Source organism: Methylobacterium sp. ARG-1, from assembly GCF_001262595.1.
Taxonomy (GTDB): Bacteria; Pseudomonadota; Alphaproteobacteria; order Rhizobiales; family Beijerinckiaceae; genus Methylobacterium; species Methylobacterium brachiatum.
Map to the genome: position 1 here is coordinate 143,348 of NZ_LHCD01000008.1, position 22,371 is coordinate 165,718.

The 22,371-nt window shown below is 69.3% G+C and carries 22 protein-coding genes and 1 pseudogene; 7 read left to right on the top strand and 16 right to left on the bottom strand.

Annotated features, from left to right (window positions below; all coding sequences use genetic code 11):
- Window positions 1–19 precede the first annotated feature (19 nt).
- The 5 genes from AKJ13_RS10845 to AKJ13_RS10865 form a co-directional block, all read right to left on the bottom strand.
- A complete protein-coding gene (locus tag AKJ13_RS10845) occupies window positions 20–250 on the bottom strand; it encodes a hypothetical protein (protein WP_007569193.1) in 231 nt (76 codons plus the stop codon).
- A 229-nt stretch (window positions 251–479) separates the two neighbouring features.
- Window positions 480–731 carry a molybdopterin converting factor subunit 1 gene (gene moaD, locus AKJ13_RS10850; RefSeq protein ID WP_050733352.1) on the bottom strand — a complete coding sequence of 84 codons (252 nt, stop codon included), beginning with the start codon at window positions 729–731 and terminating at the stop codon, window positions 480–482.
- A gap of 89 nt (window positions 732–820) precedes the next feature.
- Window positions 821–1,420, bottom strand: a complete 600-nt coding sequence (gene pgsA, locus AKJ13_RS10855) for a CDP-diacylglycerol--glycerol-3-phosphate 3-phosphatidyltransferase (protein WP_163006196.1) — start codon at window positions 1,418–1,420, stop codon at window positions 821–823.
- A gap of 73 nt (window positions 1,421–1,493) precedes the next feature.
- Window positions 1,494–3,560 carry an excinuclease ABC subunit UvrC gene (uvrC, locus tag AKJ13_RS10860; RefSeq protein WP_050733354.1) on the bottom strand — a complete coding sequence of 689 codons (2,067 nt, stop codon included), beginning with the start codon at window positions 3,558–3,560 and terminating at the stop codon, window positions 1,494–1,496.
- A gap of 80 nt (window positions 3,561–3,640) precedes the next feature.
- A complete protein-coding gene (locus AKJ13_RS10865) occupies window positions 3,641–4,357 on the bottom strand; it encodes a protein phosphatase CheZ (RefSeq protein ID WP_050733355.1) in 717 nt (238 codons plus the stop codon).
- 285 nt (window positions 4,358–4,642) lie between these two features.
- Between AKJ13_RS10865 and AKJ13_RS10870 the strand changes: the two genes are divergently transcribed.
- The 4 genes from AKJ13_RS10870 (at window position 4,643) to AKJ13_RS10885 (ending at window position 9,523) form a co-directional block, all read left to right on the top strand.
- Window positions 4,643–5,395, top strand: coding sequence for a L,D-transpeptidase (locus AKJ13_RS10870; RefSeq protein WP_050733356.1), 753 nt, complete (start codon window positions 4,643–4,645; stop codon window positions 5,393–5,395).
- A gap of 405 nt (window positions 5,396–5,800) precedes the next feature.
- Window positions 5,801–7,060: an MFS transporter gene (locus AKJ13_RS10875; RefSeq protein ID WP_050733378.1), complete on the top strand. Its 1,260-nt coding sequence runs from the start codon at window positions 5,801–5,803 to the stop codon at window positions 7,058–7,060.
- Window positions 7,057–7,761 carry a siderophore-iron reductase FhuF gene (fhuF, locus tag AKJ13_RS10880; RefSeq protein WP_050733357.1) on the top strand — a complete coding sequence of 235 codons (705 nt, stop codon included), beginning with the start codon at window positions 7,057–7,059 and terminating at the stop codon, window positions 7,759–7,761. The genes AKJ13_RS10875 and fhuF overlap by 4 nt, the downstream gene beginning before the upstream one ends.
- Before the next feature lie 10 nt (window positions 7,762–7,771).
- Window positions 7,772–9,523 carry an ABC transporter ATP-binding protein gene (locus AKJ13_RS10885; protein ID WP_050733358.1) on the top strand — a complete coding sequence of 584 codons (1,752 nt, stop codon included), beginning with the start codon at window positions 7,772–7,774 and terminating at the stop codon, window positions 9,521–9,523.
- Between the two features lie 137 nt (window positions 9,524–9,660).
- Here AKJ13_RS10885 and AKJ13_RS10890 read toward each other — a convergent pair whose 3' ends face one another.
- The 4 genes from AKJ13_RS10890 to AKJ13_RS10905 form a co-directional block, all read right to left on the bottom strand.
- Window positions 9,661–10,545, bottom strand: coding sequence for an NAD(P)H-hydrate dehydratase (locus AKJ13_RS10890; RefSeq protein WP_050733359.1), 885 nt, complete (start codon window positions 10,543–10,545; stop codon window positions 9,661–9,663).
- A 37-nt stretch (window positions 10,546–10,582) separates the two neighbouring features.
- Complete coding sequence (locus AKJ13_RS10895) at window positions 10,583–11,347, bottom strand: histidine phosphatase family protein (protein WP_050733379.1); 765 nt, start codon at window positions 11,345–11,347, stop codon at window positions 10,583–10,585.
- Between the two features lie 136 nt (window positions 11,348–11,483).
- Window positions 11,484–11,972 carry a CinA family protein gene (locus AKJ13_RS10900; protein WP_050733360.1) on the bottom strand — a complete coding sequence of 163 codons (489 nt, stop codon included), beginning with the start codon at window positions 11,970–11,972 and terminating at the stop codon, window positions 11,484–11,486.
- Window positions 11,973–11,999: 27 nt separating this feature from the next.
- On the bottom strand, window positions 12,000–12,221 hold the full coding sequence (locus tag AKJ13_RS10905) for a hypothetical protein (RefSeq protein ID WP_050733361.1): 222 nt from the start codon (window positions 12,219–12,221) through the stop codon (window positions 12,000–12,002).
- Window positions 12,222–12,386: 165 nt separating this feature from the next.
- Here AKJ13_RS10905 and AKJ13_RS10910 point away from each other — a divergent pair, with 165 nt between their 5' ends.
- Both AKJ13_RS10910 and AKJ13_RS10915 read left to right on the top strand, forming a co-directional pair.
- The gene (locus tag AKJ13_RS10910; RefSeq protein WP_050733362.1) at window positions 12,387–12,656 is read left to right on the top strand and encodes a hypothetical protein; all 270 of its coding nucleotides are present in this window, start codon (window positions 12,387–12,389) and stop codon (window positions 12,654–12,656) included.
- A 112-nt stretch (window positions 12,657–12,768) separates the two neighbouring features.
- Window positions 12,769–13,053 carry a hypothetical protein gene (locus AKJ13_RS10915; RefSeq protein ID WP_050733363.1) on the top strand — a complete coding sequence of 95 codons (285 nt, stop codon included), beginning with the start codon at window positions 12,769–12,771 and terminating at the stop codon, window positions 13,051–13,053.
- Between the two features lie 577 nt (window positions 13,054–13,630).
- Here AKJ13_RS10915 and AKJ13_RS10920 read toward each other — a convergent pair.
- The 5 genes and pseudogenes from AKJ13_RS10920 to AKJ13_RS10940 all read right to left on the bottom strand — a co-directional run.
- A pseudogene (locus AKJ13_RS10920) lies at window positions 13,631–14,157 on the bottom strand (PLP-dependent transferase); the annotation flags it as partial.
- Window positions 14,158–14,456: 299 nt separating this feature from the next.
- Window positions 14,457–15,806 carry an LLM class flavin-dependent oxidoreductase gene (locus AKJ13_RS10925; protein ID WP_050733364.1) on the bottom strand — a complete coding sequence of 450 codons (1,350 nt, stop codon included), beginning with the start codon at window positions 15,804–15,806 and terminating at the stop codon, window positions 14,457–14,459.
- 61 nt (window positions 15,807–15,867) lie between these two features.
- Window positions 15,868–16,740, bottom strand: a complete 873-nt coding sequence (locus AKJ13_RS10930; RefSeq protein ID WP_050733365.1) for an ABC transporter permease — start codon at window positions 16,738–16,740, stop codon at window positions 15,868–15,870.
- Window positions 16,737–17,636 carry an ABC transporter ATP-binding protein gene (locus AKJ13_RS10935; protein WP_050733366.1) on the bottom strand — a complete coding sequence of 300 codons (900 nt, stop codon included), beginning with the start codon at window positions 17,634–17,636 and terminating at the stop codon, window positions 16,737–16,739. The genes AKJ13_RS10930 and AKJ13_RS10935 overlap by 4 nt, the downstream gene beginning before the upstream one ends.
- A 4-nt stretch (window positions 17,637–17,640) precedes the next feature.
- Entirely contained in the window at window positions 17,641–18,672 is a 1,032-nt protein-coding gene (locus tag AKJ13_RS10940) for an ABC transporter substrate-binding protein (RefSeq protein ID WP_050733367.1), read from the bottom strand.
- Between the two features lie 488 nt (window positions 18,673–19,160).
- Between AKJ13_RS10940 and AKJ13_RS10945 the strand changes: the two genes are divergently transcribed.
- On the top strand, window positions 19,161–20,543 hold the full coding sequence (locus tag AKJ13_RS10945; RefSeq protein ID WP_050733368.1) for an LLM class flavin-dependent oxidoreductase: 1,383 nt from the start codon (window positions 19,161–19,163) through the stop codon (window positions 20,541–20,543).
- Window positions 20,544–20,622: 79 nt separating this feature from the next.
- Here AKJ13_RS10945 and AKJ13_RS10950 read toward each other — a convergent pair whose 3' ends face one another.
- Both AKJ13_RS10950 and AKJ13_RS10955 read right to left on the bottom strand, forming a co-directional pair.
- On the bottom strand, window positions 20,623–21,384 hold the full coding sequence (locus AKJ13_RS10950; RefSeq protein WP_050733369.1) for a DUF2076 domain-containing protein: 762 nt from the start codon (window positions 21,382–21,384) through the stop codon (window positions 20,623–20,625).
- Window positions 21,385–21,594: 210 nt separating this feature from the next.
- Window positions 21,595–22,371: porin family protein (locus AKJ13_RS10955; RefSeq protein ID WP_050733370.1), on the bottom strand; the 777-nt coding region annotated here is incomplete at its 5' end.

The following is a 22,371-nucleotide window of genomic DNA, read 5'->3' on the forward strand; positions in this document are numbered from 1 at the left end:
GTCTTGAACGGTGCCTGGCTCAGTCGCACGATTCTTTCTTCACGGTCTTGGAATCGCCCATCTCGTTTTCCTTGCGCACCGTCTTGCTGACGCAGCCGTCGCCATGATCGTGGACGGTAACGGACTTCGACTCGGAGGCCGGCCGATCGACCACCACGGCGGGGCGGTCGCGCTCGATGACGGTGGTCTGGGCTTGGGCGGCGGCGCCGAGGCTGAGCAGGGCAGCGGCGGCGAGGAGGGTGTGACGCATCGGGGAACTCCGGTTCCGATTTCGGTCCCGAGTAACGGCGGCCCCAGCTTGAGCGTTCCGCAATTTCTGGTGGTTAGATCGTCTGCTGAAAAGCGGGCCGAACCCGTAGAGGAACGCGGCTCGGCCCACGCGCCGTTCGGCTTGAAACGCGGCCGGAGCGACACCGCAAGAGACGCCGGAAAACCGCGGCTTTCAAGATCGGCGGACTACGTGCCGGGATCTCCGGGCCTCAGCCGCCGGTCATCGGCGGGAAGAACGCGATCTCGCCGGCACCCGCGATGGCTGCATCCGGCTTGGCATGGGTCCGGTCGATGGCCGCGCGGACTACGCCCGGATCTTCGAACGCGTAGGCGTATTCCTCGCCGCGCTCGCGCAGCCAGGCAACCAGATCGGTGACCGTGGCGACCTCCGGCGGCGGCACCAACTCCTCCTCGGCGCGACCGATCCGCTCGCGGACCCAGGCGAAATAGACGAGCTTCATCGCGTCACCCTGCCGGAAAGGAACCGTCAACCTCGCCCATAGGTCATCACCCTGGTCGGAACGCGGAAGTCGCGTCTCCGGATGATGACCTAGCGCGGGTCGTCGATCACGTGCTTGATCCCAGCCCTCATGTAGTCCCAGCCGGTCCAGATCGTGAGGGCGGCGGCGAGCCACAGCAGTGCGAGGCCGATCGCCTCGGTGCCGGGCAGGACCCGCTCGCCCGCAGGGCCGGCCACCAGGAAGCCGAGCGCCACAAGCTGGACGGTCGTCTTCCACTTGGCGATCTTGCTGACCGGCACGCCGACCTTCAGCTCGGCGAGGTACTCGCGCAGGCCCGAAACCAACACCTCCCGGCACAGGATCACGATCGCGGCCCAGACCGACGAGCCGACGATGGTGTGGTCGGCGGCGAGCATCAGCAGGCAGGCCGAGACCAACAGCTTGTCGGCGATCGGGTCGAGCATCCGGCCGAGCGCGGAACTCTGGTGGTAGGTCCGCGCGACATACCCATCGAGATAGTCGGTGATCGCGGCCGCCACGAAAACGCCCAGCGCGGTCCAGCGCGCGGTGTGCGAGTCGGGCCAGAACAGCAATGCGACCATCACCGGCACCGCGACGAGGCGCCCGTAGGTCAGGCAATTCGCGAGCGTCCAGGCCGGCGACCGTCGTCGGGGAAGGACGGCGTTCATCGACGGGGTGAAATCAGAGCTTGGCCCGGGCGTCAACGTCTCGACCGCGGGCGCGGCCGGGACGGCGGGATTCTCAGGCGCCGGCATGGAAGAAATCGTAGACGGCGCGCGCGGTCGCGGCGTTCACCCCGGGCGTCTTGGCCAGATCCTCGAAGGCGGCCTGCTCGATCGCCTTCACGGTCCCGAAATGGTGCAGCAGCGCGCGCTTGCGGCTGGGGCCGATGCCGGCGATCTCGTCCAGGGGATTCTTGATCATCTCACGCTTGCGCTTGGCCCTGTGGCTGCCGATGGCGAAGCGGTGGGCTTCGTCGCGCAGCCGCTGCACGAAGTAGAGCGTCGGGTCCCGCGGCGGAAGCTTGAACGGCGGCCGCCCTGGTACGAAAAACGTCTCGCGCCCAGCATCCCGGTCGCGGCCCTTGGCGATGCCGACCAACGGGACGTCCGACACGCCGATCTCATCGAGCGCCGTGCGGGCGGCGTCGAGCTGCCCCTTGCCGCCGTCGATCAGCACCAGGTCCGGCCAGGCCGGAAACGCCTCGCCATCCTCGGCAGGCGCCGGCACCGGCTGCGCGTCCACGCCCTCGGCCGCCGCGACGGCGGCCTCCCGCTCGGTGCGGGGCGCCTCCTTGACGAGGCGCTTGAAGCGCCGCTGCAGGACCTCGCGCATCATGCCGTAATCGTCCCCCGGCGTCAGTTCCTCCGACTTGATGTTGAAGGTACGGTAATGCGTCTTCATGAACCCGGTCGGGCCGGCGACGATCATCCCGCCCACCGCGTTCGTGCCCATGATGTGCGAGTTGTCGTAGACCTCGATCCGCCGCGGCGTCCGGTCCATGCCGAAGGCCTGCCCCAGGGCCGTCAGCAGCTTGCCCTGCGAGGCGGTGTCGGCGAGTCGCCGCGCCAGCGCCTCCTTGGCGTTGCGCTGGGCGTAGTCGACGAGGTTCTTCCGCTCGCTCCGGCTCGGCCGGTGGATCTCGACGCGGTAATCGACCCGGCTCGACAGGGCGGCGGCGACGAGTTCGGCATCCTCGATCGGGTGGCTGGTCAGCACCGTGCGCGGCGCGGGCTTGTCGTCGTAGAACTGGCTGATGAACGAGCCCAGCACCTCCTCGGCCGTCATCGAACGGTCGGCCTTCGGGAAGTAGGCGCGGTTGCCCCAGTTCTGAAAGTTGCGGAAGAAGAACACCTCGATGCAGAACTGCCCGGCCTGCTCGTCGAGGGCGAACACGTCGGCCTCTTCGACGCCCTGCGTGTTGACGCCCTGCACCCCCTGGATCGCCGAGAGCGCCGCGATCCGGTCGCGGTAGCGGGCGGCGCGCTCGAACTCCAGCGCCTCGGACGCCTCCTGCATCTCGGCGCGCATCCGGTCCTTCACGGCGTTGGACTTGCCGGCCAGGAAGGCGCGCGCCGCATCCGCCATCGCGGCGTAATCCTCGGTCCCGATCTCCCCGGTGCAGGGGCCGGAACAGCGCTTGATCTGGAACAGCAGGCAGGGCCGGCTGCGGTTCTCGTAATAGCTGTCGGTGCAGGTGCGCAGCAGGAAGGCTCGCTGCAGGGCGTTGACCGTGCGGTTGACCGCCCAGACGCTGGCGAAGGGGCCGTAATAATTGCCCTTCCGCCGCCGCGCGCCGCGGTGCTTGACGATCTGCGGCGCTGGCCCGTCGGCCGTGACCAGGATGTACGGGAAGGATTTGTCGTCCCGCATCAGCACGTTGAAGCGGGGCTTGAGCTGCTTGATTAGATTGGCTTCGAGGAGCAGCGCCTCGGTCTCGGTGGCGGTGGTGACGAACTCCATCGCCGCCGTCTGGGAGATCATCCGGGCGATGCGGTTCGAATGCGCCTGGCCGCGGGCGTAGGAGCCGACGCGGGCCTTCAGGTTCTTGGCCTTGCCGACGTACAGCACGTCGCCGCGATGATCGAACATCCGGTAGACGCCAGGCGAGTTCGGCAGCGTGGACCAGAACCGACGGATCACCTCGGTGCCGGCCTGGACCGCGCCCGGGTCGAAATCGAAATCGATCTCCGGCGAATCCTCGGCGGACAGCGGGGCCTCGGACTCGCCGGCGCTCTCCTCGCGCTCGGCGTCGCGGCCGTCGTCGAAAGTGTCAGGGGGCAGGTCTGAGAGGGCTCTGCGGTTCATACCGCAGATCTAAGCGTTCCTGCCCCCGAGTGGGACCGGGTTGGCCGACAAAATTACGGCGCCGAACCCAGCTGTCCGGATCAGTCGAACAGCGAGTCGATGTCGTTCTGGTCGACGTGCCCCGGATCGTCCTCGAGCTTCGGCCCGTTCAGCAGGCTGCTCTCGTCGTCCAAAGCGGCCGGGACCGGCATGATGGTGATGAGATCGCGGAAGCTGTCCAGCTGCGTCCAGGCGGCGATCAGCCGATCGAGGTGCTCCTCGATAAACTTCATCACGCCGACGATCTTGTTGATCCGCTGGCCGGTCAGATCCTGGAAGTTGCAGGCCTCGTAAGCCGAGATCACCCGCTCCTGGATGATGTCGACGTGCTGCTTCATGCCGGGCGGCAGGTTTGCCGTGTACAGCATGCCGGCATTCGACTCGATTTCCTCGACTGCATTCAGCAGCTGCGTCGTGGCGCGCTCGGTTGATTCGACCACCGCGTCGAGCTCGTCCGCCGCCCGGCGCATGCCCTTGCCGCTGTTCTCGGAGCGGTGAAGCGTCGCCAGCTCGGACTTGGTCCGGGTGATCGCTTCCTTCATCAGGTCGAGTTCGGAGCGCATCGCCAGCGCATCGTGCAGCTCGCGTCGGCACGTCTCGATCGTCTCGTCCGCGCTCATCTGCGTGATGCGGCGCAGATCCATGATCGCGCTCAGGATCTCGTCCAGCCGCTCATTCGAGGCCTCCGGAGCCGGTGCGGCGGGTAAGACCCCGGGAAGCCCGAGGCTGTCTTCGATACGATAGCGCTTTTGGGTCATCGTCGGGGCGTGAGCCTTCAGGATCCGTGGTGGCAACTCTCTACCACAATCGGTTAGCGGACTGTGACTGCCAACGTCATCCGGCGACGATTTCTATGCCCCGGCGACATTTGACCTATCGGTGGTTGTGGCACGCAGCGTTTTACTAACGATTCACGCTGATCGCGCGCATCCGGGGAGGGCGGAGATGGCGAGGCGTGATTCACCATGTTGATTCACCGGAACGCCCGGTCGCGGGTGGATCGTCCCCGAATCGGGGCCACTGCCCCACGGGAGCGTTCGCCGATGCGTGGTTCGGTCCGTCTGGGTCTGTGTGCGGTGGTGGCCACGGGGTGGCTGTGCGCCTCCGCGTCGGCGCAGCAGGCGCGTTATGCCGAAGGCGGCGGCTATGGCGGCGGCCTCATCGAATATCTCGTGACCGGTCAAGCCGGGGGCCGGGGGCGCAGCTGGCCGCAACGCTCCGCCGCGCCGCAGCGGGTCGCGGCATATTCCGGCGAGCTCCTGCCGGCCGAGCCGGAGCCCCTGCAGGCCCTCCCACCGCAGCAGGCCTACGGTGTCCCCCAGGCGGATTCGAGCCGCATCGCCCGGGAGGTCGGGCCGGAATACCGGCGCCAGGAGGTCGCCTTCGCGGGGCCTCAGCGGCCCGGGACGATCGTGATCGATACGGCGGCCAAGCACCTCTATCTCGTTCAGCCAGGGCAGCGGGCACTGCGCTACGGGATCGGCGTCGGTCGTCCGGGCTTCGCCTGGAGCGGCCTCAAGACCGTCAGCCGCAAGGCCGAATGGCCCGACTGGACGCCGCCGGCCGAGATGCTCGCCCGCCGTCCCGACCTGCCGCGGCACATGGCCGGTGGTCCCGAGAATCCGCTCGGCGCCCGCGCGCTCTATCTCGGCTCCTCGCTCTACCGCATCCACGGCACGAACGAGCCGGGGACGATCGGCCAGTCGGTCTCGTCGGGCTGCATCCGGATGATGAACGAGGATGTGGTGGATCTCTACGACCGCGTCCCGGTGGGGACCCGCGTCGAGGTGCTCTGACGCCCGTCTCTCCGGTTTCCCCCGTCATCCTTCGGAGAGGGACCTGCCGGGATGCGCCGGCGCGAGCCTCACTTTCGAGCCGCGATGGCGCGATGACACCGGAGAAGGCCGCCGAGCGTCTTCGCCCCCGCGGCAGGCCCTCGCGGACGATGAGCGTCACGGGCTGTCCATCGACCGGTCGTCCCTGGGTGAGATGAGCTGTCCTATCGGCACCCGTTCTGCAGGGTCGTTGCTTTGGATTTGCCGGCGCGATCGCCTTGCTCCGAGCCTTGTGTCACGTCTAAATGAATGATCAGAGGCGTAATATTGAATTAGTTTGATTATAAACTGGCGAAGTCAAGACGGATCGGGGTCCGAGCGTCACCGTAGGGCGGGTCAGTGCCGTGCCTCTCGCAGGGGCGCGTGATGCTGCAGGTGGTGAGCCCCTCCGCCGTCGGGAGCGTTCGGGTGCGGCTGGCCAGGTCGTGGTCCGGCATGCGCCCGCTGGCGCCGTTCTTCTGTCTGTACATGACCTTCGGCGCCACCCTCGGCTTCCTGTCCGGCGGGGCGCCGCTGATCCTGCGGGTCCGGGGCCTGGAGCTGGCCGAGGTCGGACTGCTGCAGCTCATCAATCTGCCGGTGGGCCTCACCTTCCTGTGGGCGGCCGTCCTCGACCGGGTCCGCCTGCCGTTCCTCGATCACCGCGTCGGGTGGATCGTGGCCGCGCAGGGCGCGACGGTGCTGCTCCTGAGCGTCCTCAGCTTCGGCGAGCATTGGCCGCTGCCGGTGCTGCTCCTGCTGGCGGTCGCGGCCTGCGCCTGCGTCGCCACCATGGACATCGCGCTGGAAGCGCTGGTGGTCGAGACCGTACCGGCGGAGCGGCGGGCCTTCGTCGCCTCGGCCAAGCTCTGCGGCGCGTCCCTCGGCGGCATTCTCGGCGTCGGGATCCTGGTCGGGTCCTACGATCTCCTCGGATGGCGCCTCGCGGTGCTGGCCTGCGCGGCCCTGGATGCGCTGTGCCTCCTGCCGATCCTCGGCTACCCGGAGGCGCGTCTCCATGGAGTCGGCGGCGTACCCGAGCGGTGGTGGGGCTCGTTCGCGCGTCTGCGCGTCCTCGCGGCGCGGATCCTGGTGCTGGGCGCGTATTTCGCCGCGGCCTACCTGCTGTCCGGGCCCAACACGCTGGCCCTCCTCGACCTCGGCGTGCCGCTCGCGCAGGTTGGCTTTCTCACCGGCACCGTTCTGCCGGCCATCAACCTCGTCATGGCGCTCGTCGCGGGCGGCCTCGCCGCACGCTTCGGCACGGTGCGGCTGATCGCCTTCGGGGCGTTCGGCGTCCTGGTCTCCGGCGGCCTGATGGCGTCCGCCTGCGCGGCCGGCGCGGTGGAGCTGGCGATCGCGGCGACGATCCTGAATTTCCTCTGCGGTGGGATCCTGGGTGTTCCGGTGTTCAACATGATCTACCGCTGGGCGCAGGGGCCGCGGCCGGCCACGGATTACGCGCTGCTGTTCGGCGCGGCCTTCTTTGCCGCGATGCCCCTGCGGGTCGCCGCCCCGGCTCTGGCCGAATGGGCTGGCTGGCCGTCCTATTTCGGCGCGACGCTGCCGCTCTACGCGGCGGCGGTGGCCTGGCTGCTGGTGACGGTCGATCGGACCCTTCGGGCCGACGGGGCGGGGACGCGATGATTGACGAGATCGCCGCGCGCGTTCCCGCGTCGCTGGAGACGTACCGTCACGGTGTCGCCGTCGGGCCCGGCGGTGCGACCGCGCTACCGGTGGCCGCGCTGCGCGATCCCCGAGTGTTCGAGACGACCCTCTCGACCTTCGGAGCGGGATACGGTGCGGTCGACCGGCGCGTTCTCGTCTCGTACTGGAGCCAGTTCTATCTGGCCGCCCTTGCCACGCCGGCCTTGACCGCCCTGGCCTGTCTCGGGCGTCCCCTGCCGCTCGCGTTCGACACGACGCGCCTCGAACTCGATGACGCCGGCCGACCGGCCCGCCTCCTGGTCCCGGCAGAAACGCCGGATTGCCGGTCCGGCTGCGCGTCCGGCCTGACGGGCTTGGTCGAGGGCCATCTGCGCCCCTTCGTCGACATGTGCCACGCAAGGTGCGGGATCGCCCCCCGGGTCCTGTGGGGGAACGCCGCGGTGATCCTCGACTACGTCGCCGGGGAGTTGGGCTGCGCGGGCGAGCCGACCTGCCCGGCGGCCGCGACACGGCTCGGATGGCGCGGCGACCTCGCCTGCGGTAGGAACCCCCTCGCACAGGCCCTGTGCGCGGACGCGTCGGGCTGCCGCCGGCGGCGCGTCTGTTGCCTGCGTCACCGCCTTCCGGGCGTCCCGTCCTGTGGGGCGCTCTGCCCCCTCGAACGCGCTACCGAGCGCTGACCCGCGGATCATGCTGAAGGCCTTCCTTGCCTATTACAGGCCGCATCGGGCGCTGTTCCTGACGGATTTCGGCTGCGCGGTCCTCTCCGGCCTGCTGGAGCTCGGCTTTCCCATCGCGGTGAAGATCTTCGTCGACCGGCTGCTGCCGCAGCAGGATTGGAGCCTGATCCTGCTGGCGGCCTGCGGCCTCGCGCTGATCTACGTGGCCAATGCCGGCCTGATGGTGGTGGTGACCTATTGGGGCCACGTGCTGGGCATCAACATCGAGACGACGATGCGGGCCCGGGCCTTCGACCACCTGCAGAAGCTCTCGTTCCGGTTCTACGACGGCCAGAAGACCGGCCACCTCGTCGCCCGGGTGACGAAAGATCTCGAGGAGATCGGCGAGGTCGCCCATCACGGGCCCGAGGATCTGTTCATCGCCGTGATGACGCTGGTCGGCGCCTTCGGGCTGATGGTCTGGGTCCATCCGACGCTCGCGCTGATCACCGGCGCGATCCTGCCGGTCATCGCCTTCGTGAGCCTGCGCTACGGCGGGCGGATGACCCGGAACTGGCAGACGCAATACGGCCGGGTCGGCGCCTTCAACGCCCGCATCGAGGAGAATGTCGGCGGGATTCGGGTCGTGCAGGCCTTCGCCAACGAGCAGCACGAGCGCGCCTTGTTCGCCCGCGACAACGCCCGCTACCGCGACACCAAGCTCGAAGCCTACCGCCTCATGGCGGCCAGCCTGTCGATCAACTATCTCGGCCTGCGCTTGGTCCAGATCGCCGTGCTGCTCGGCGGTGCGGCCTTCGTGGTCCGCGGCGATCTCACGGCCGGCGGCTTCGTCGGCTTCCTCCTGCTGGTCGGCGTGTTCTACCGCCCGCTGGAGAAGATCGGCGCGGTGATTGAGACCTACCCCAAGGGGGTGGCGGGCTTCCGGCGCTACCAGGAACTGCTCGCCACCGAGCCCGACATCATCGATCGTCCGGATGCGATCGAGGCGCGGACCCTGCGCGGCGACATCCGCTTCGAGGGTGTGAGTTTCGGCTACGATACGGGTCGCCCGATCTTCGCCGGCCTCGACCTGACGATCGCGGCCGGGGAGACGGTCGCGTTCGTGGGCCCGTCGGGCGTCGGCAAGACGACGCTGTGCGCCTTGCTGCCGCGCTTCTACGAGGTGGCGGCGGGGCGAGTGACGATCGACGGTATCGACGTGCGCGACCTGACCCTCGCCTCCCTGCGGCGGCAGATCGGCATCGTGCAGCAGGACGTGTTCCTGTTCGCCGGCACGATCCGCGAGAACATCGCCTATGGCCGCCTCGACGCGAGCGAGGCCGAGATCGACCAGGCCGCCCGCCGCGCCCGGCTCGGCGCGCTCATCGACGGTCTGCCGGCCGGGCTCGACACGGTGGTGGGCGAGCGCGGCGTGCGCCTGTCCGGCGGGCAGAAGCAGCGCATCGCCATCGCCCGGGTGTTCCTCAAGAACCCGCCGATCCTGATCCTCGACGAGGCGACCTCTGCCCTCGACACGCAGACCGAGCGGGAGATCCAGCAGGCGCTCGCCGACCTCGCGCGGGGACGCACGACGCTGGTCATCGCCCACCGGCTGGCAACGATCCGCGACGCCGACCGCATTGTGGTTCTGGGCGAGGACGGCATCGTCGAGCAGGGGCGGCACGCGGCGCTGCTCGATGCCGATGGCATCTATCGGCGCCTGCACGCGGCGCAATTCGGTCCGGTGGGTGCAGACGGAGTGTCCGCGACCGCCGCGGAGTGAGGCTCGGCCTCATCCGTCCTTGCGAGCGCAGCGAAGCAATCCGGGGAAGCGCCAAGGTTCGGGAATCACGCGCCGCACGGGGTTGCTTCGCTGCGCTCGCAAGGACGGCACAGGATGATCGCTGTTGGCTGCAGGCGCTAGGTCATCACCTCGGCGAGGATGCACGGCACCTCGCCCGGGATCTCGCGGGCCATGAATCCGATGCCGCCGTAGCGGCGGGCGAGCCGGCGGCCGGCCTCGCCATGGACGTAGACGCTCCAGAGGGCCGCCGCTTCCGGCTCGGCACCGCGGGCCAGCAGGCCGACGACCAATCCGGCCAGCGTGTCGCCGGAGCCGGACGTCGCCAACCCGACATGGCCGACTTCGTAGCACCAGGCTTTGCCGTCCGGAGCGACGACGTGCGTCCGCCCGCCCTTCATCACCGTGACCGTGCCGAAGCGCTCGGTCGCCCGCCGCGCCGCCGCCAGCGGATCCGCCTCGATCGCGTCGCGCTCCTCCCCGAGGAGCTGAGCCATCTCGCCGGCATGCGGGGTGATGATCGCCGGTTTGGACAAGCGCCTGGTCAGATCCGGCTCGGCCCGCAACGCCACGAGGGCGCCGGCATCCAGGACGAGGGCCGCTTCGCCGGCGCCCCGGATCAGGGCGGCGGTCACGGCTTCGACATCCACGTCTTCGGACATACCAGGGCCGACCAGAACCCCATCGACGCGCTCGGCCCGCTGCGCGAGATCGGCGGCACAGGCTTTATCAATACCGCCTTCTTCGGTCTGCGGCAGCCCGATCACCAGCGCTTCGGGCACCGCAATCCCGATTGGGATCGCCAGGTCCCGGCAGACCGCGATCTGTAGCTTCCCCGCGCCGACCCGAAGCGCGGCATTGGCGGCGAGCAACACCGCGCCCGGCAGACCCGTACACCCTGCCACGATGAGGACCCGGCCCCTTCCGTCCTTGCTGTCGCCGTCGGGCTCGGGCGGGGCCATGGTCCGCAGGACGTGCTCGGTGACCGGCGTAACGGTGCTCATGGATCCCCCGGTCGCCCTGCGCCGGCTTCGTGAGGGATCACGTCGCGGCCGCTTCGGCATCTGGTTCGGAGGTAACGGGGGCGCCCCCCGCCTCAAGGGGTGCGACGAAGTTGTAGCGGACCAGGGCCAACCCGCCGTCGGGGGCGGCCGTGGCCGAGAATGCATACTCCGTCACGCCGCAATTCAGCACATCGCCCTCGGCATCGACGGCGAGGATCTCCGCCTCGGTCATCCCCTCCAGCAGGTAGCGCAGGCACAGCACCACGACCTGGTGAGCGACGAGCAGGATCCGGCGCCCGTCATGGTGCAGGCCGATCGTGTCAAGGGCGCTGCGCAGGCGCAGGATCACGTCGCACCAGCTCTCGCCGCCCGGCGGGCGATGGTAGAACTTGCCGAGATCGTGCCGCAACGCGGATTGTTCGGGATGCTGCTGCTCGATCCCAAGCCGGGTCAGCCGGTCAAGGATGCCGAATTCCTTCTCGCGCAGACGCTCGTCGATCAGCAGCCGCGGTGTGCCGGACGCCAGACCGCCCGCCCCGCGCATGTGTTCGGCCGTCTGGACCGCTCGCCGGTACGGTGAGGCGAGGACGAGGTTCGGACGCTCATCGTCGGGCAAACTGGCGAACCAGCGCCCGAGCGCCTCGGCCTGCCGGTGACCGAGCGCGCTGAGCGGCACGTCCACATCGCGCTCCGGGATGTCGATGCGGGCGGCGCCAGCGGCCTGGGCGGCGTCGCGGGCGACATTCCCGGAACTCTCGCCGTGGCGCACGACCCACAACCGGAGCGGGTGTCTCTGAGGCACGTTGATCTCCTGGCGCAGTCCCGTCCGAGAGGTCGGAACGTCGCGTCGGCATCCCCGTTCCAGCGACCGACCGTCTGCCCTGGCCCCGGCCGGGCCGTACCCGGTCGCGTCCAGACGCCCGGCCGGCTTGCGTTCCTCAGCGCCGACCAGCCAGGGCATCGCCCAGCAGATCGAGGAGGGCGCGGGCGAAGATCCGCATGTTCGTGATCCGATCCGTGCCGCCGGTCTCGATCGTGGCGACGAGCTCGACAGGACCGCTCACGGCGAGACAGCTATGCCCGGCGGCATCGCCGTAGCGGTTGCCGCTCGGGCCGCCGGCGCCGGTCTCCGCGATGCCCCAGGTTGCGCCGTGCCGTGTGCGGACGGTCCGGGCCAGCAGGCGGGCATAATCTTCGGAGGCCGAGCGCAGGCCGGTCATCGCGGCTTCGTCGAGGCCGACGAGAGCCGAGCGGGCCGCGGCGGTGTAGACCACGGCGCCGCCGAGAAAATACGCGCTGGCGCCGGGGACCGACAGGAGCGCCGCCGCCACGAGACCGCCGGACGACGATTCCGCAACCGCCAGCGTCTCGTTGCGCGCGCTGAGCGCCGCTCCGAGCGTCGTGGCCGTCGACAATAAGGTTTCCATGGCAGATCCCCGGATGTGCCGCGGCGGCTACGCGGCGGATTGCGGCCAGGCTGCGATCGTCTCGCCGCCGGATTGCAGCACGACGCGGTGAGCGTGCGCCGGATCCCGCGTCTTGCACAGGTCGATTGCCGAAGCGAAGCGGGTCCGGGCCGCCACCTCGGTTTCGACGTCCTCGGAAATGACCTCCTGGTCGTCGCGGAAGGTGATCACCCGGAAGGGCGGGCGTTGCTTGAGGTCACTGGCTTCCATGGATGGCGTCTCCGAACCGGTGGTGTCGCGGGCGGTAAGCGCCCATTGCCATGGATCGTTGCGCGACCGGCCGCCCGGCGGCTGGATCGGTACGATTCGTTAAGCCTACGGTCGTAGCCCGGAGGCTCCTCAACACGCGTGGGTATCATGCCGAGACTGGGCCACATGATCGTCGACGGGCTGGCCCTCGTCCTCGTCGGCGCCGGGCTGACCGCCATCGTCGTGGGCTACGAGCGCAACCTGCCGGAGCCGATCGTGCATGTCGCCGGGCACGCATCGGACTGGGCAGATCCAGTGACCACCGGCTCGATCACGCCGGCGGTCAACGAGGGCGCAACCATGACGGCGTCGTTACAATCCGGTTGGGCAACCGAGGACCGCGGCTCCTCCGTAGGGGCCGGCACGCGGATGTGGATCGATCCGCCGCGGCGGTGATCGACGCGATTGCGCAGATCCGCTTCAACCTTTGACGGAAGTGCCGCGAACGGACCGGCCCCGGCTGCGTTGCCGTAGGAGCCCGAAAACGGGCCGACCTGAGGAAACGCACATGCCCATGAAGACTTTCGGCCTCGCGGCCATCCTCGCCATCGCCCTGTCCGGAACCGCCTACGCCCAGCAGCCCGCCGGCGGCGGCAGTGCGACCGGCAACATGAACAATCCCGGCTCGGTGAAGAGCGACAGCCAGAAGGCGAACGAGGCCGCAACTGGCTCAGCCACCGGCGCGACGACAGGCTCGACCAACGGCGCGGCCGGCGCTGCCACGGTCCCGGGCACCGGCACGGCCCGGCCGGGCGTGGGCGTTGGGACCAGCACCACGGCGCCGGCCCGATAGCCGCACCGTCGGAACCGAGGCCGGCGGCCTCGGTTGCCGGCCCATGTCTCGTCTCCTGTTCCCCGCCGCGATCGTCATCATCCTCGCAAGCGTCGCCTTCGCCCACTGGGAAACGTCGGGTTCGGAGCCGGCGCCCGGCACGCGTCCGATGAGTCAGGCGGCCCCGACGCTCGGCCCCGATGCTGCGATGCCCTCGGTGAATTCCGCTAGCAGACAGTAGCGCCGTCGCGGGCGCGTCGCGCACGCGGTCACCGTTCCGCCGACCGGCTGACAGACACATCGCCGGCACAAGCGCGGATTGAGGCTGTCGCGACGCGGTGCGTTGCAGATCGACAGAACCGGCCGATGCGATGGCCCATCAACGGCCTGAAGCAGGGGGCTGACGCTCTCTCAGGAGACCGGGCAGGTCCACGAACTGGGCTGCGAGGTCGGCGCAAGCGAGGTTGCCGCCGTCGAGCATCGGGACGTGGAGATGCGGCAGGCGGGTCGCGGGCTGTTCGCCGTGGGGAAGGGCGGCCCCCGGCAAGAACCGGGCGAAGCGGGTGAGAAGCCGGATCATCATCAGGCCGCGCGCCACGGTGCTGGCGGCAGCCAGCGCCTGATCGAAATCGGCCAGCAGATCGTCGATATGCTCTAGCCCCACCGAGAGACGGACGTAACCGTCCGAGACGCCCGTGGCCTTCAGCGCCTCGGGGCCAAGCTGGAAATGCGTCGTGCTCGCGGGATGGATCGCGAGGCTGCGCGCGTTGCCGTTATCGGCCACATGGTAGAACAGCTTCAGGGCGTTGATGAAGCGCCGTCCCGCCGCGCGCCCGGCCGCTAATTCGAAACCGACGAGACCGCCATAGCCGCCGGTGAGCACTGCGTCGGCGCGGGCGCGCGCCGCGCCGGTCTGGAGCGATGGGTGGATCACCCACACAATTTCGGGCCGGTCCGTCAGCCAAGCCGCGATCGCCTGGGCGTTGCGGCTGTGCCGCTCGATCCGCAGCGGCAGCGTCTCCAGGCCCTGAAGCGTAGGAACGCGTTGAGCGGTGAGACCGCAGGGCCGAGGTCGCGCATCAGCCGTACCAGCGCCCGCAGGACGTAAGCGCCCGGCCCGATCGGCTAAAGCCAGCTCGTGATCCGGGATGTCGTCGCTCAACGGCATGGACACTTCTTCGCTGCGCTCCGTCCTGATCGCGGCAAGGCCGACACATCGCCTCGCGCGGATCCGCGCCGGAGGCGGGCCTGCTGCGATCCTCTCACGAGGATCTGGCACCCGCCCTGCCGGAATCGTGCTGAGCCCCGATGGCGTCGTTGCCGGCACCAGCAGTCAAACGAAGCGAACTCTTTTATTGGGCTCCTGCAGAGGACGGTGTCCCCCAGATTTCATCCGCCACGTTCCGAGTCTTCGCCGGATCGGCTCACGCACCGGCCGGGGATTCGGGGATCGCGGCGGGCCGCGCGGGCGGCCGGGAGCCCAAATGGTCCCGGAGCGTCCGACCCTCGTATTCGCTGCGGAACAGGCCGCGCCGGCGCAGCTCGGGCAGCACGAGTTCGATGAAGTCGTCGAGGCCCCCCGGCAGGGTCGCCGGCATGATGTTGAAGCCGTCGGCGCCGTTTGCCCGGAAGCGCTCCTCCATCTCGTCGGCGATCTGGGCGGGCGTCCCGACGATCTGCAAATGGCCCCGGGCGCCGGCGATCCGCAGGTAGAGCTGGCGCAGCGTCAGGCCCTCCCGCCGGGCCAGATCGAACATCAGCTGCTGGCGGGATTTCGCGCCCTCGGCCTTGGGCAGCTCCGGCACCGGCCCGTCCGGATCGTAGCCGGATAGGTCGAAGCCGCCGACCATGCGCTCAAGCAAGGCGAGGCCGACCACCGGATCGATCAAGTCCTGAAGCGCCTCGAACTTGGCGCGCGCCTCCGACTCGGTGCGGCCGACCACCGGGAACAGACCCGGCATCACCTTGAGGTCGTCCCGGCTCCGGCCGAAGCGGGCCATCCGCTCCTTCAGGTCGCCGTAGAACGCGACCGCCTCGTCGAGCGTCTGGTTGGCGGTGAACACGATCTCGGCCGTGCGGGCCGCCAAATCCTTGCCGGGCCCTGAGGAGCCCGCCTGGACCAGCACCGGCTGCCCCTGGGGCGTGCGCGAGATGTTGAGCGGGCCGCGCACCTGGAAATGCTTGCCGCGGTGGTTCAGCGGCCGGAACCCGTCCGGCTTCGAGAACTGGCCGCTGGCCTGGTCGATGATCACGGCGCCGTCGTCCCAGGTGTTCCACAGGCCGAGGACGACGTCGACGAACTCTTCGGCCCGCGCGTAGCGGTCGGTGTGGCGCGCGATCTGATCCGTGCCGAAATTGGCGGCCTCGGCATCCGTGGTCGAGGTGACGAGGTTCCAGCCGGCCCGGCCGCCGCTCAGGTGATCGAGCGACGCGAAGCGCCGGGCGACGTTGTAGGGCTCGTTGAAGCTGGTGGAAGTGGTGGCGACCAGCCCGATCCGGCTCGTGACCGCCGCCAGGGCCGACAGCAGCGTCACCGGCTCGAAATGGGCGGAGCGCGCCGTGCGCTCGCTGGAGCGCAGGTTGCCGTCGCGGATGCCGGTCCCGTCCTCCAGGAACACCAGATCGAACTTCGCGTCCTCCGCCCGGCGCGCCCAGCCGACGTAGCGCTCGAGGTTGAGCCCGCCATCGGCCTCGCTCGACGGGTGGCGCCATCCGGCGACGTGGTGCCCGGTGGCGTAGAAGAAGGCGCCGAGGCGAAGCTTGTCCTGTGTCATCGGCCGATCGGGGTTGGAGGCGATGCGTTTCGGGGCGAAGGCGCGGAGGCCGCGGGCGGCGTCAGCGCACCATGCCCCAGCGCCGGACCGTGAGCCGCTCGAACGTCGCGAACACGATGTTCTCGACGATGAGCCCGATCGCGATGACCAGCAAGAGGCCGGCGAAGACCCGGTCGGTGTAGAGCTCGTTACGGTTCTGGTAGATGTACCAGCCGAGCCCGCCCTGGCCGGAGGCGGCGCCGAAGACCAGCTCGGCCGCGATCAGGGTGCGCCAGGCGAAGGCCCAGCCGATCTTGAGCCCGGACAGGATTGCCGGCAGGGCCGCCGGGATCAGGATCTGCCAGACATAGGACAGGCCCGTCAGGCCGTAATTGCGCCCGGCCATGCGCAGGGTCTCGGGCACGGCCTGGAAGCCCGCGAAGGTGTTGAGCGCCAGCGGCCACAGCACCGCGTGGACCAGCACGACGATCAGGCTGCCGGAGCCGAGCCCGAACCAGAGCAAGGCCAGCGGCAGCAGCGCGATGGCCGGCAGCGGGTTGAACATCGCCGTCAGGGTCGAGAGTAGGTCGCGACCGAACTGCGTCGAAACCGCGAGCGTCGTCAGGGCGAAGGCCAGCACGACGCCGCCGACATAGCCTTCCGCCAGCACCGTGAGCGAGATCCGGGCACGCTCCAGAAGCTCGCCGCTGCCCAGGCCCTCCGCCAGGGCCGACAGGGTGGCGCCGAAGCCGGGTAGCAGCAGGTCGTTGTCCTGCCAGCGGGCCAGCGCCTCCCAGACGAGGGCGAGCACGGCGAGGATCAGGCCCTTGCGGAGCCAGCCCTGCTGCCAGACCCGCGTGGAGAGCGGCAGCCTGCGCTCGATCGGCGCCTCCACGAAGGGCGCCAGCACGAGATCGTATTCCGATCGGATCGGCGGACGGACGTGCTGGGTCATCGCGCGGGGGCCGCCGGGACGGAGGTTTCGGGGTCGGTCTCGAACAGGCGGCCGTGCAGGCGCTGCACCGCCGCCTGGAACGCCGCGCTGCCGACGCTCGCCAAGTCGAAATCGTGGCTGTTGTACTCGCCCCGCAACCGGCCGGGATGGGGCGAGAGCAGGGCCACCCGGTTGCCGACCACCAGCGCCTCCTCGATCGAATGCGTGACGAACAGCAGGGTGAAGCGCACCTCCTCCCAGAGGGCCAGCAACTCCTCCTGCATCTTGCGCCGGGTCAGCGCGTCGAGCGCCGCGAAGGGCTCGTCCATCAGCAGCACCTTGGGCTGGGTGGCGAGCGCGCGGGCGATGGCGACGCGCTGCTTCATGCCGCCGGACAGCTGGTGCGGGTAGCTGTCCGCGAACGGCGTGAGGCCGACCTTGTCGATGGAGTGCCGCGCCCGGGCTTCGGCCTCGCGCCGGCCGACGAGGCCGGCGGCGCGCAGCGGGAAGGCCACGTTCTGCGCGACGGTCTTCCACGGCGGCAACTGGTCGAATTCCTGGAAGACCACGATGCGGTCCGGCCCTGGCCCGCGCACGATCTCGCTGCCGAGGGTGATCGATCCCTCCACCGGCGGGATGAAGCCGGCGATCGCCTTAAGCAGGGTGGACTTGCCGCAGCCCGAGGGGCCGAGCAGAATGAAGCGGTCGGCTTCGTAGACATCGAACCCGACCCGGTGGGTCGCCCGGACCACGCGCTCCGGCGTGCGGTATTCCAGGATCAGGTCCGAGACCCGCAGCAGCGGCGCGGGCAGGGGAGTCGGCGCAGGCCCGGCTTCCGCGTCGTGGGCAAGGCCCGGCTCGGCCGCGATGCCCCGCTGGACCCGCGCGATAGCGCGGCGCTCATCGGCCAAGGTCATCGGCTCAGCTGCCGGTCGCGATACGGGGATTGGCGAAGAAGTAGTCGTCGAGGGTCTTCGGCTCGTTCCGGATCACGCCGACACGATGCATGAACTGCCCGAGCCCGATCGTGTTCTGCGGCGCGATCTTGAAGGTCACCTCGGGGTTGCGGATGACCTTGAGCAGCAGGTCGCGGTCGATCCGGCTGGCGTTGGACTTGATGTAGATATCCGCGGCCGTCTCGGGATTGTCGGCGATGAACTGCGCGGCTTCCGCGAGGGCGTCCACGAAGGCCGTGTAGGTCTTCGGGCTGTCGCGGTAGAACTTTTCCGTGGCGTAGAGCACTGTCGAGGAGGCGGGGCCGCCCTGGACCGTGTAGGAGTTCAGGACGATGTGGGCGTTCGGGTTGCCGGCCAGCTCCTGCTCCTGGAACGGCGGGTTGCCGAAATGGCCGGTGACCTCGGTCCCGCCCTTGATGATGGCGGCCGAGGCTTCCGGATGCGGAACCGCGACGCTGATCTTGTCGAGCCGGGCGAAATCCTTGTCGCCCCAGAGCTTGGCGGAGGCCCATTGCAGGATGCGGGCCTGAACCGAGACGCCGACCGCCGGCAGCGCGATCCGGTCCTTGTCGGTGAAGTCGCCGATCGTCTTCACCTCAGGCCGGTTGGAGACGAGGTAGTAGGGAAAGTTGCCGAGCGACGCGACGCCCTTCACGCTCTGCCGGCCGCGGGTGCGATCCCACAGCGTGAACAGCGGCCCAACGCCCGCGCCCGCGACGTCGATGCTGCCCGACAGGAGCGCGTCGTTCACCGCCGAGCCGCCGGAGAGCTGCGCGTACTCCACCTTGATGTCGAGGCCGGCCTTCGTACCGTGCTTCTCGATCAGCTTCTGATCTTCCGCCACGTTGAGCAGCAGGTAGACCACGCCGAACTGCTTCGCGATGCGCAGATGCCCCTCCGACGCGGCGACCGGGCCGACCGCGGCAACGGCCAGTACGGATGCCAACAGGGCGGCCGCGTGGCGGCGCGAGAACAGGGTGCGTCGCGTGCCGATCATAATTCCTCGCAGGGGTCGGTAGAGGCGTGCAGGCACAGCCCGATTACAGGGTGTAATTTGCCTAGGGTGCGTTGAATGGTCAACGAGAACGTTATTTTTACAGAACAATACAGGAGAGATGCCATATCTCTCAGCGGCTCAGTCTGAAGGATGTTCTCTCTCATCCGATCGCGCTCGAAGGCCGCCATGACCCCTCCGGCGCGACACGGCAGAAGGCTCTTCTCTCCCGGCGCGGTTCGTCCACATCGAGACGCGGAAAGCCGCGTGACCGACGACCTTGAGAAGGCTGCTGCGGAGCCGATGAGACGCGATCGTCAGTAAGCCGAGGCATCGACACCGCAGGGCTTGCGCGTTCCGGACGGATCAGGCTCCTGCCCGTTCGGCGGACAGGGGATCGTTTGCGTCGTGACCCCGTGCGGTGGACGTATCGCCGGATCGGCGCCGCCCTTCTCGACGGCCGGCAGCCGCCCCGGTACGGAGCGCTCTGAATGGTCGCCAGAAAGCAGATCCGGCTGAACGCGTTCAACATGAATTGCGTCGGCCACATCAACCACGGGCTGTGGACCCATCCGCGCGACCGCTCGTCGGAATACAACACGCTCCGCTACTGGACCGATCAGGCGAAGCTCCTGGAGCGCGGCCTGTTCGACGGGCTGTTCATCGCCGATATCAGCGGCGTCTACGACATCTACGGCGGCGGCATCGATGTCACCGCGCGCGAGGCCGTGCAACTCCCGGTCAACGATCCGAGCCTGCTGGTCCCCGCCATGGCGGCGGTGACCGAGCATCTCGGCTTCGGCGTGACGGTCAATGTCCACACGGAGGCGCCCTACACCTTCGCGCGCCGCCTCTCGACCCTCGACCACCTCACCGGCGGCCGCATCGGCTGGAACATTGTCACCGGCTATCTGGACAGTGCCCATCGCGGCCTGAGCGGCGGCATCCTGCCCGCCCATGACCAGCGCTATGACTATGCCGACGAGTATCTGGAGGTCCTCTACAAGCTGTGGGAAGGCAGCTGGGACGACGCGGCCGTGCGCCGCGACCGGGAAGCTCGGGTGTTCAGCGATCCGGCCCATATCCGCCCTGTCTCGCATCACGGCGCGTTCTTCGACGTCGAAGGCTACCACCTGTGCGAGCCGTCGGTGCAGCGCACGCCGGTGCTCTACCAGGCGGGCGCCTCGGGCCGCGGGCGGGCCTTCGCCGGGCGCCACGCCGAGTGCGTGTTCATCTCGGCCCGCGACCGGGGGACGGCCCGGGAGGCCGTCCGGGCGATCCGGGCCGAGGTGGTGGCGGCCGGGCGCCATCCGGAGGATGTGAAGGTGTTCGTCGGGCTGGCAGTGATACCGGGGCGCAGCCGGGCCGAGGCCGAGGAGAAGCGTGCCGATTACCTGTGCTACGCGAGTCCGGAGGCGGGCCTGGCGCATTTCTCCGCCTCGACCGGGATCGACTTCGCGCGCTACGGCCTCGACGAGGCGATTCCCTACGGCCCGGGCAACGCCATCCAGTCCGCCAACGCGGCTGCCGCGAAGCGCGGCCTGACCAAGCGCGACCTGCTGGCGGAGCTCGAGCTCGGCGGGCGCTACGCGGTGCTGGCGGGCGACGCGGTCTCGATCGCCGACGAACTTCAGGCCTGGATCGAGGAGGGTGAAGTGGATGGGTTCAACCTCAGCCGCCTCGTCGTGCCGGAGAGTTTTGCCGACTTCATCGACATCGTGATCCCGGAATTACAGGACCGGGGGCTCTACAAGACCGCCTACGCGGACGGATCCTACCGACGGAAGCTGTTCGGGCAGGGCGACCGGCTGCCGGAACGCCACGCCGCCCACGCCTTCCGGGGAGCGGCGGCGGGACGGGTTCAACCCGTCTGACCGGAACCGTTCGGACGGTTTAAAAAAGCCCGGCCGCGCGTGAGCGCGACCGGGCCTGATTGTGTGGTGGCCGGATCGATCAGGTCCAGTCGCTGTCGTCGCCGCCGCCGAGATCGCCGCCGAAATCCCCAGAGGGATCGCTGAAGCTGGCGTCCTGGAAGTCGCTGCCGCCACCGCCGCCGTCGAGCGCCGACCCGAGATCCTGGTTGCCGCCGCCGTCGCCGTAATAGTTGTTCACCACCGTCTCACCACCACCGCCGAGGCCCGCAGCCGCGGCGCTGCCGAGGCTCGAATGGCCGCCCGCGAAGGCGTTCGACAGGGCGCTGCCGAGCAGCATGCCGCCGGCCGCGCCGGCCGCCATCGGCAGCGCGGTGGCCATGAAGCCGCCACCCCGGGCCGGAGCCTGCGGTTGGCCGCCCCACGGACCGCCCTGCTGCTGCGGCGGGTAGCCCGGCTGCTGCGGGTAGCCCTGCTGGGGATAGCCCTGCGGCGCGCCGGCACCGCCGCCCCACGGCTGGCCGGCCGGGCGCTGCTGCCCATAGCCCGGCTGCGGCTCCTGGCGCTGGCTGCTGCCACCGCCGAAGATGCTCGACAGGAAGCCGCCGCCACCCGAGGACTGGGCCGGCGCCGCCTGGCTTCGGGCCTGCTCCAGCTGCTGGTTCAGGCTCTTGATCGCCTCTTCCTGCACGTAGATCAGCTGCGCCATCGCGTAGGGGGCGTAGGGCTGGGCGCGGATCTTCTCGGCGATGAAGCGCTCGGCCTCCGCGTCGCGGGGCTGGCTCTGGGCCTGCTCCAGGCGCTGGAAGATGCCGGAGATGACGTCGCGTTCTTCGCTATTCATGGAGTTCTCCTCCTCAAGTCGTACCCGCGGGCTCGAACGCGCCGCACGGCCGCAGAGGACATGGGTGTGCGGTGACGCTTTGTCAGGGGCGGTTGCGAAAACTTCATTCAGGCCGGCGCAGGGCCCAAACGCGAAAGAGCCCGGCCATTCGGCCGGGCTCTTTCATCGTTCGGATCCGGACCGGCGCGCGGGGCGCGCCGGGTCTCGATCTTAGTACGAGCCGAACTTGTAGTTCAGGCCGGCGCGGACCACGGCGAACTCGTCGTCGCGGCGGCCGACGTTGCTGTAGGCGACCGGGAAGTTGTTGGCGGCGTTGACCACCAGGGCGCCCTGGTTGCGGGTGCCGCGCTCCAGGTTGACGTACAGGCCTTCGACCTTGAGCGTCACGGCCGACGAGCGGAAGAAGTTCAGGAACGAGTCGGTGGGGAGCGCGTACTCGATGCCGCCGCCGACGGCGTAGCCCGTGCGGAAGCTGTCGTTGCCGGCGTAGCCGCCGAACGAACGGTCAGCGCTGCCCGAGCCGTAGGCGAAGCCGCCGGTGCCGTACACGAGGGTGCGGTCGAAGGCGTAGCCGAGGCGGCCGCGCACGGTACCGAAGTAGTCGAGGCTCGACAGGCCGCGCGGGTCGGTGACGTAGTAGCCCGGGGCGACGGCGCCGCTCACGAAGGCGTTGTTCCGGCCGCGGCCGAAGTCGAGGTACTGGGCGTCGGCCTCGATGCCGACGACCACGCCCGAGCCCGGGGTGAACTGGACGTTGTAGCCGATCTGCGCGCCGCCGGAGAAGCCGTCCTGGCTGCGGTTGCTGAAGGTGGCGGTGGTGCCGGGGGCGGCGTAGGGGAAGGGCACGCCGAAGGTGGAGTTGTTCGAGCGGCTGCTGGCGTCGAAGGCGTAGCCGGCGTTGATACCGAAATAGGCGCCGGTCCAGGTGAACACCGGGACGGGGGTGAAGACGGGCGGCGGGGCGGCGCGGCGCGGCAGGTCGGCGGC

Bases quoted from the DNA above. Each gene is read 5' to 3' on its own strand.
- AKJ13_RS10845 (WP_007569193.1), bottom strand. From the start codon at position 250: ATGCGTCACACCCTCCTCGCCGCCGCTGCCCTGCTCAGCCTCGGCGCC.
- moaD (WP_050733352.1), bottom strand. From the start codon at position 731: ATGAAGCTCGTCTATTTCGCCTGGGTCCGCGAGCGGATCGGTCGCGCC.
- pgsA (WP_163006196.1), bottom strand. From the start codon at position 1,420: ATGAACGCCGTCCTTCCCCGACGACGGTCGCCGGCCTGGACGCTCGCG.
- uvrC (WP_050733354.1), bottom strand. From the start codon at position 3,560: ATGAACCGCAGAGCCCTCTCAGACCTGCCCCCTGACACTTTCGACGAC.
- AKJ13_RS10865 (WP_050733355.1), bottom strand. From the start codon at position 4,357: ATGACCCAAAAGCGCTATCGTATCGAAGACAGCCTCGGGCTTCCCGGG.
- AKJ13_RS10870 (WP_050733356.1), top strand. From the start codon at position 4,643: ATGCGTGGTTCGGTCCGTCTGGGTCTGTGTGCGGTGGTGGCCACGGGG.
- AKJ13_RS10875 (WP_050733378.1), top strand. From the start codon at position 5,801: ATGCTGCAGGTGGTGAGCCCCTCCGCCGTCGGGAGCGTTCGGGTGCGG.
- fhuF (WP_050733357.1), top strand. From the start codon at position 7,057: ATGATTGACGAGATCGCCGCGCGCGTTCCCGCGTCGCTGGAGACGTAC.
- AKJ13_RS10885 (WP_050733358.1), top strand. From the start codon at position 7,772: ATGCTGAAGGCCTTCCTTGCCTATTACAGGCCGCATCGGGCGCTGTTC.
- AKJ13_RS10890 (WP_050733359.1), bottom strand. From the start codon at position 10,545: ATGAGCACCGTTACGCCGGTCACCGAGCACGTCCTGCGGACCATGGCC.
- AKJ13_RS10900 (WP_050733360.1), bottom strand. From the start codon at position 11,972: ATGGAAACCTTATTGTCGACGGCCACGACGCTCGGAGCGGCGCTCAGC.
- AKJ13_RS10905 (WP_050733361.1), bottom strand. From the start codon at position 12,221: ATGGAAGCCAGTGACCTCAAGCAACGCCCGCCCTTCCGGGTGATCACC.
- AKJ13_RS10910 (WP_050733362.1), top strand. From the start codon at position 12,387: ATGATCGTCGACGGGCTGGCCCTCGTCCTCGTCGGCGCCGGGCTGACC.
- AKJ13_RS10915 (WP_050733363.1), top strand. From the start codon at position 12,769: ATGCCCATGAAGACTTTCGGCCTCGCGGCCATCCTCGCCATCGCCCTG.
- AKJ13_RS10925 (WP_050733364.1), bottom strand. From the start codon at position 15,806: ATGACACAGGACAAGCTTCGCCTCGGCGCCTTCTTCTACGCCACCGGG.
- AKJ13_RS10930 (WP_050733365.1), bottom strand. From the start codon at position 16,740: ATGACCCAGCACGTCCGTCCGCCGATCCGATCGGAATACGATCTCGTG.
- AKJ13_RS10935 (WP_050733366.1), bottom strand. From the start codon at position 17,636: ATGACCTTGGCCGATGAGCGCCGCGCTATCGCGCGGGTCCAGCGGGGC.
- AKJ13_RS10940 (WP_050733367.1), bottom strand. From the start codon at position 18,672: ATGATCGGCACGCGACGCACCCTGTTCTCGCGCCGCCACGCGGCCGCC.
- AKJ13_RS10945 (WP_050733368.1), top strand. From the start codon at position 19,161: ATGGTCGCCAGAAAGCAGATCCGGCTGAACGCGTTCAACATGAATTGC.
- AKJ13_RS10950 (WP_050733369.1), bottom strand. From the start codon at position 21,384: ATGAATAGCGAAGAACGCGACGTCATCTCCGGCATCTTCCAGCGCCTG.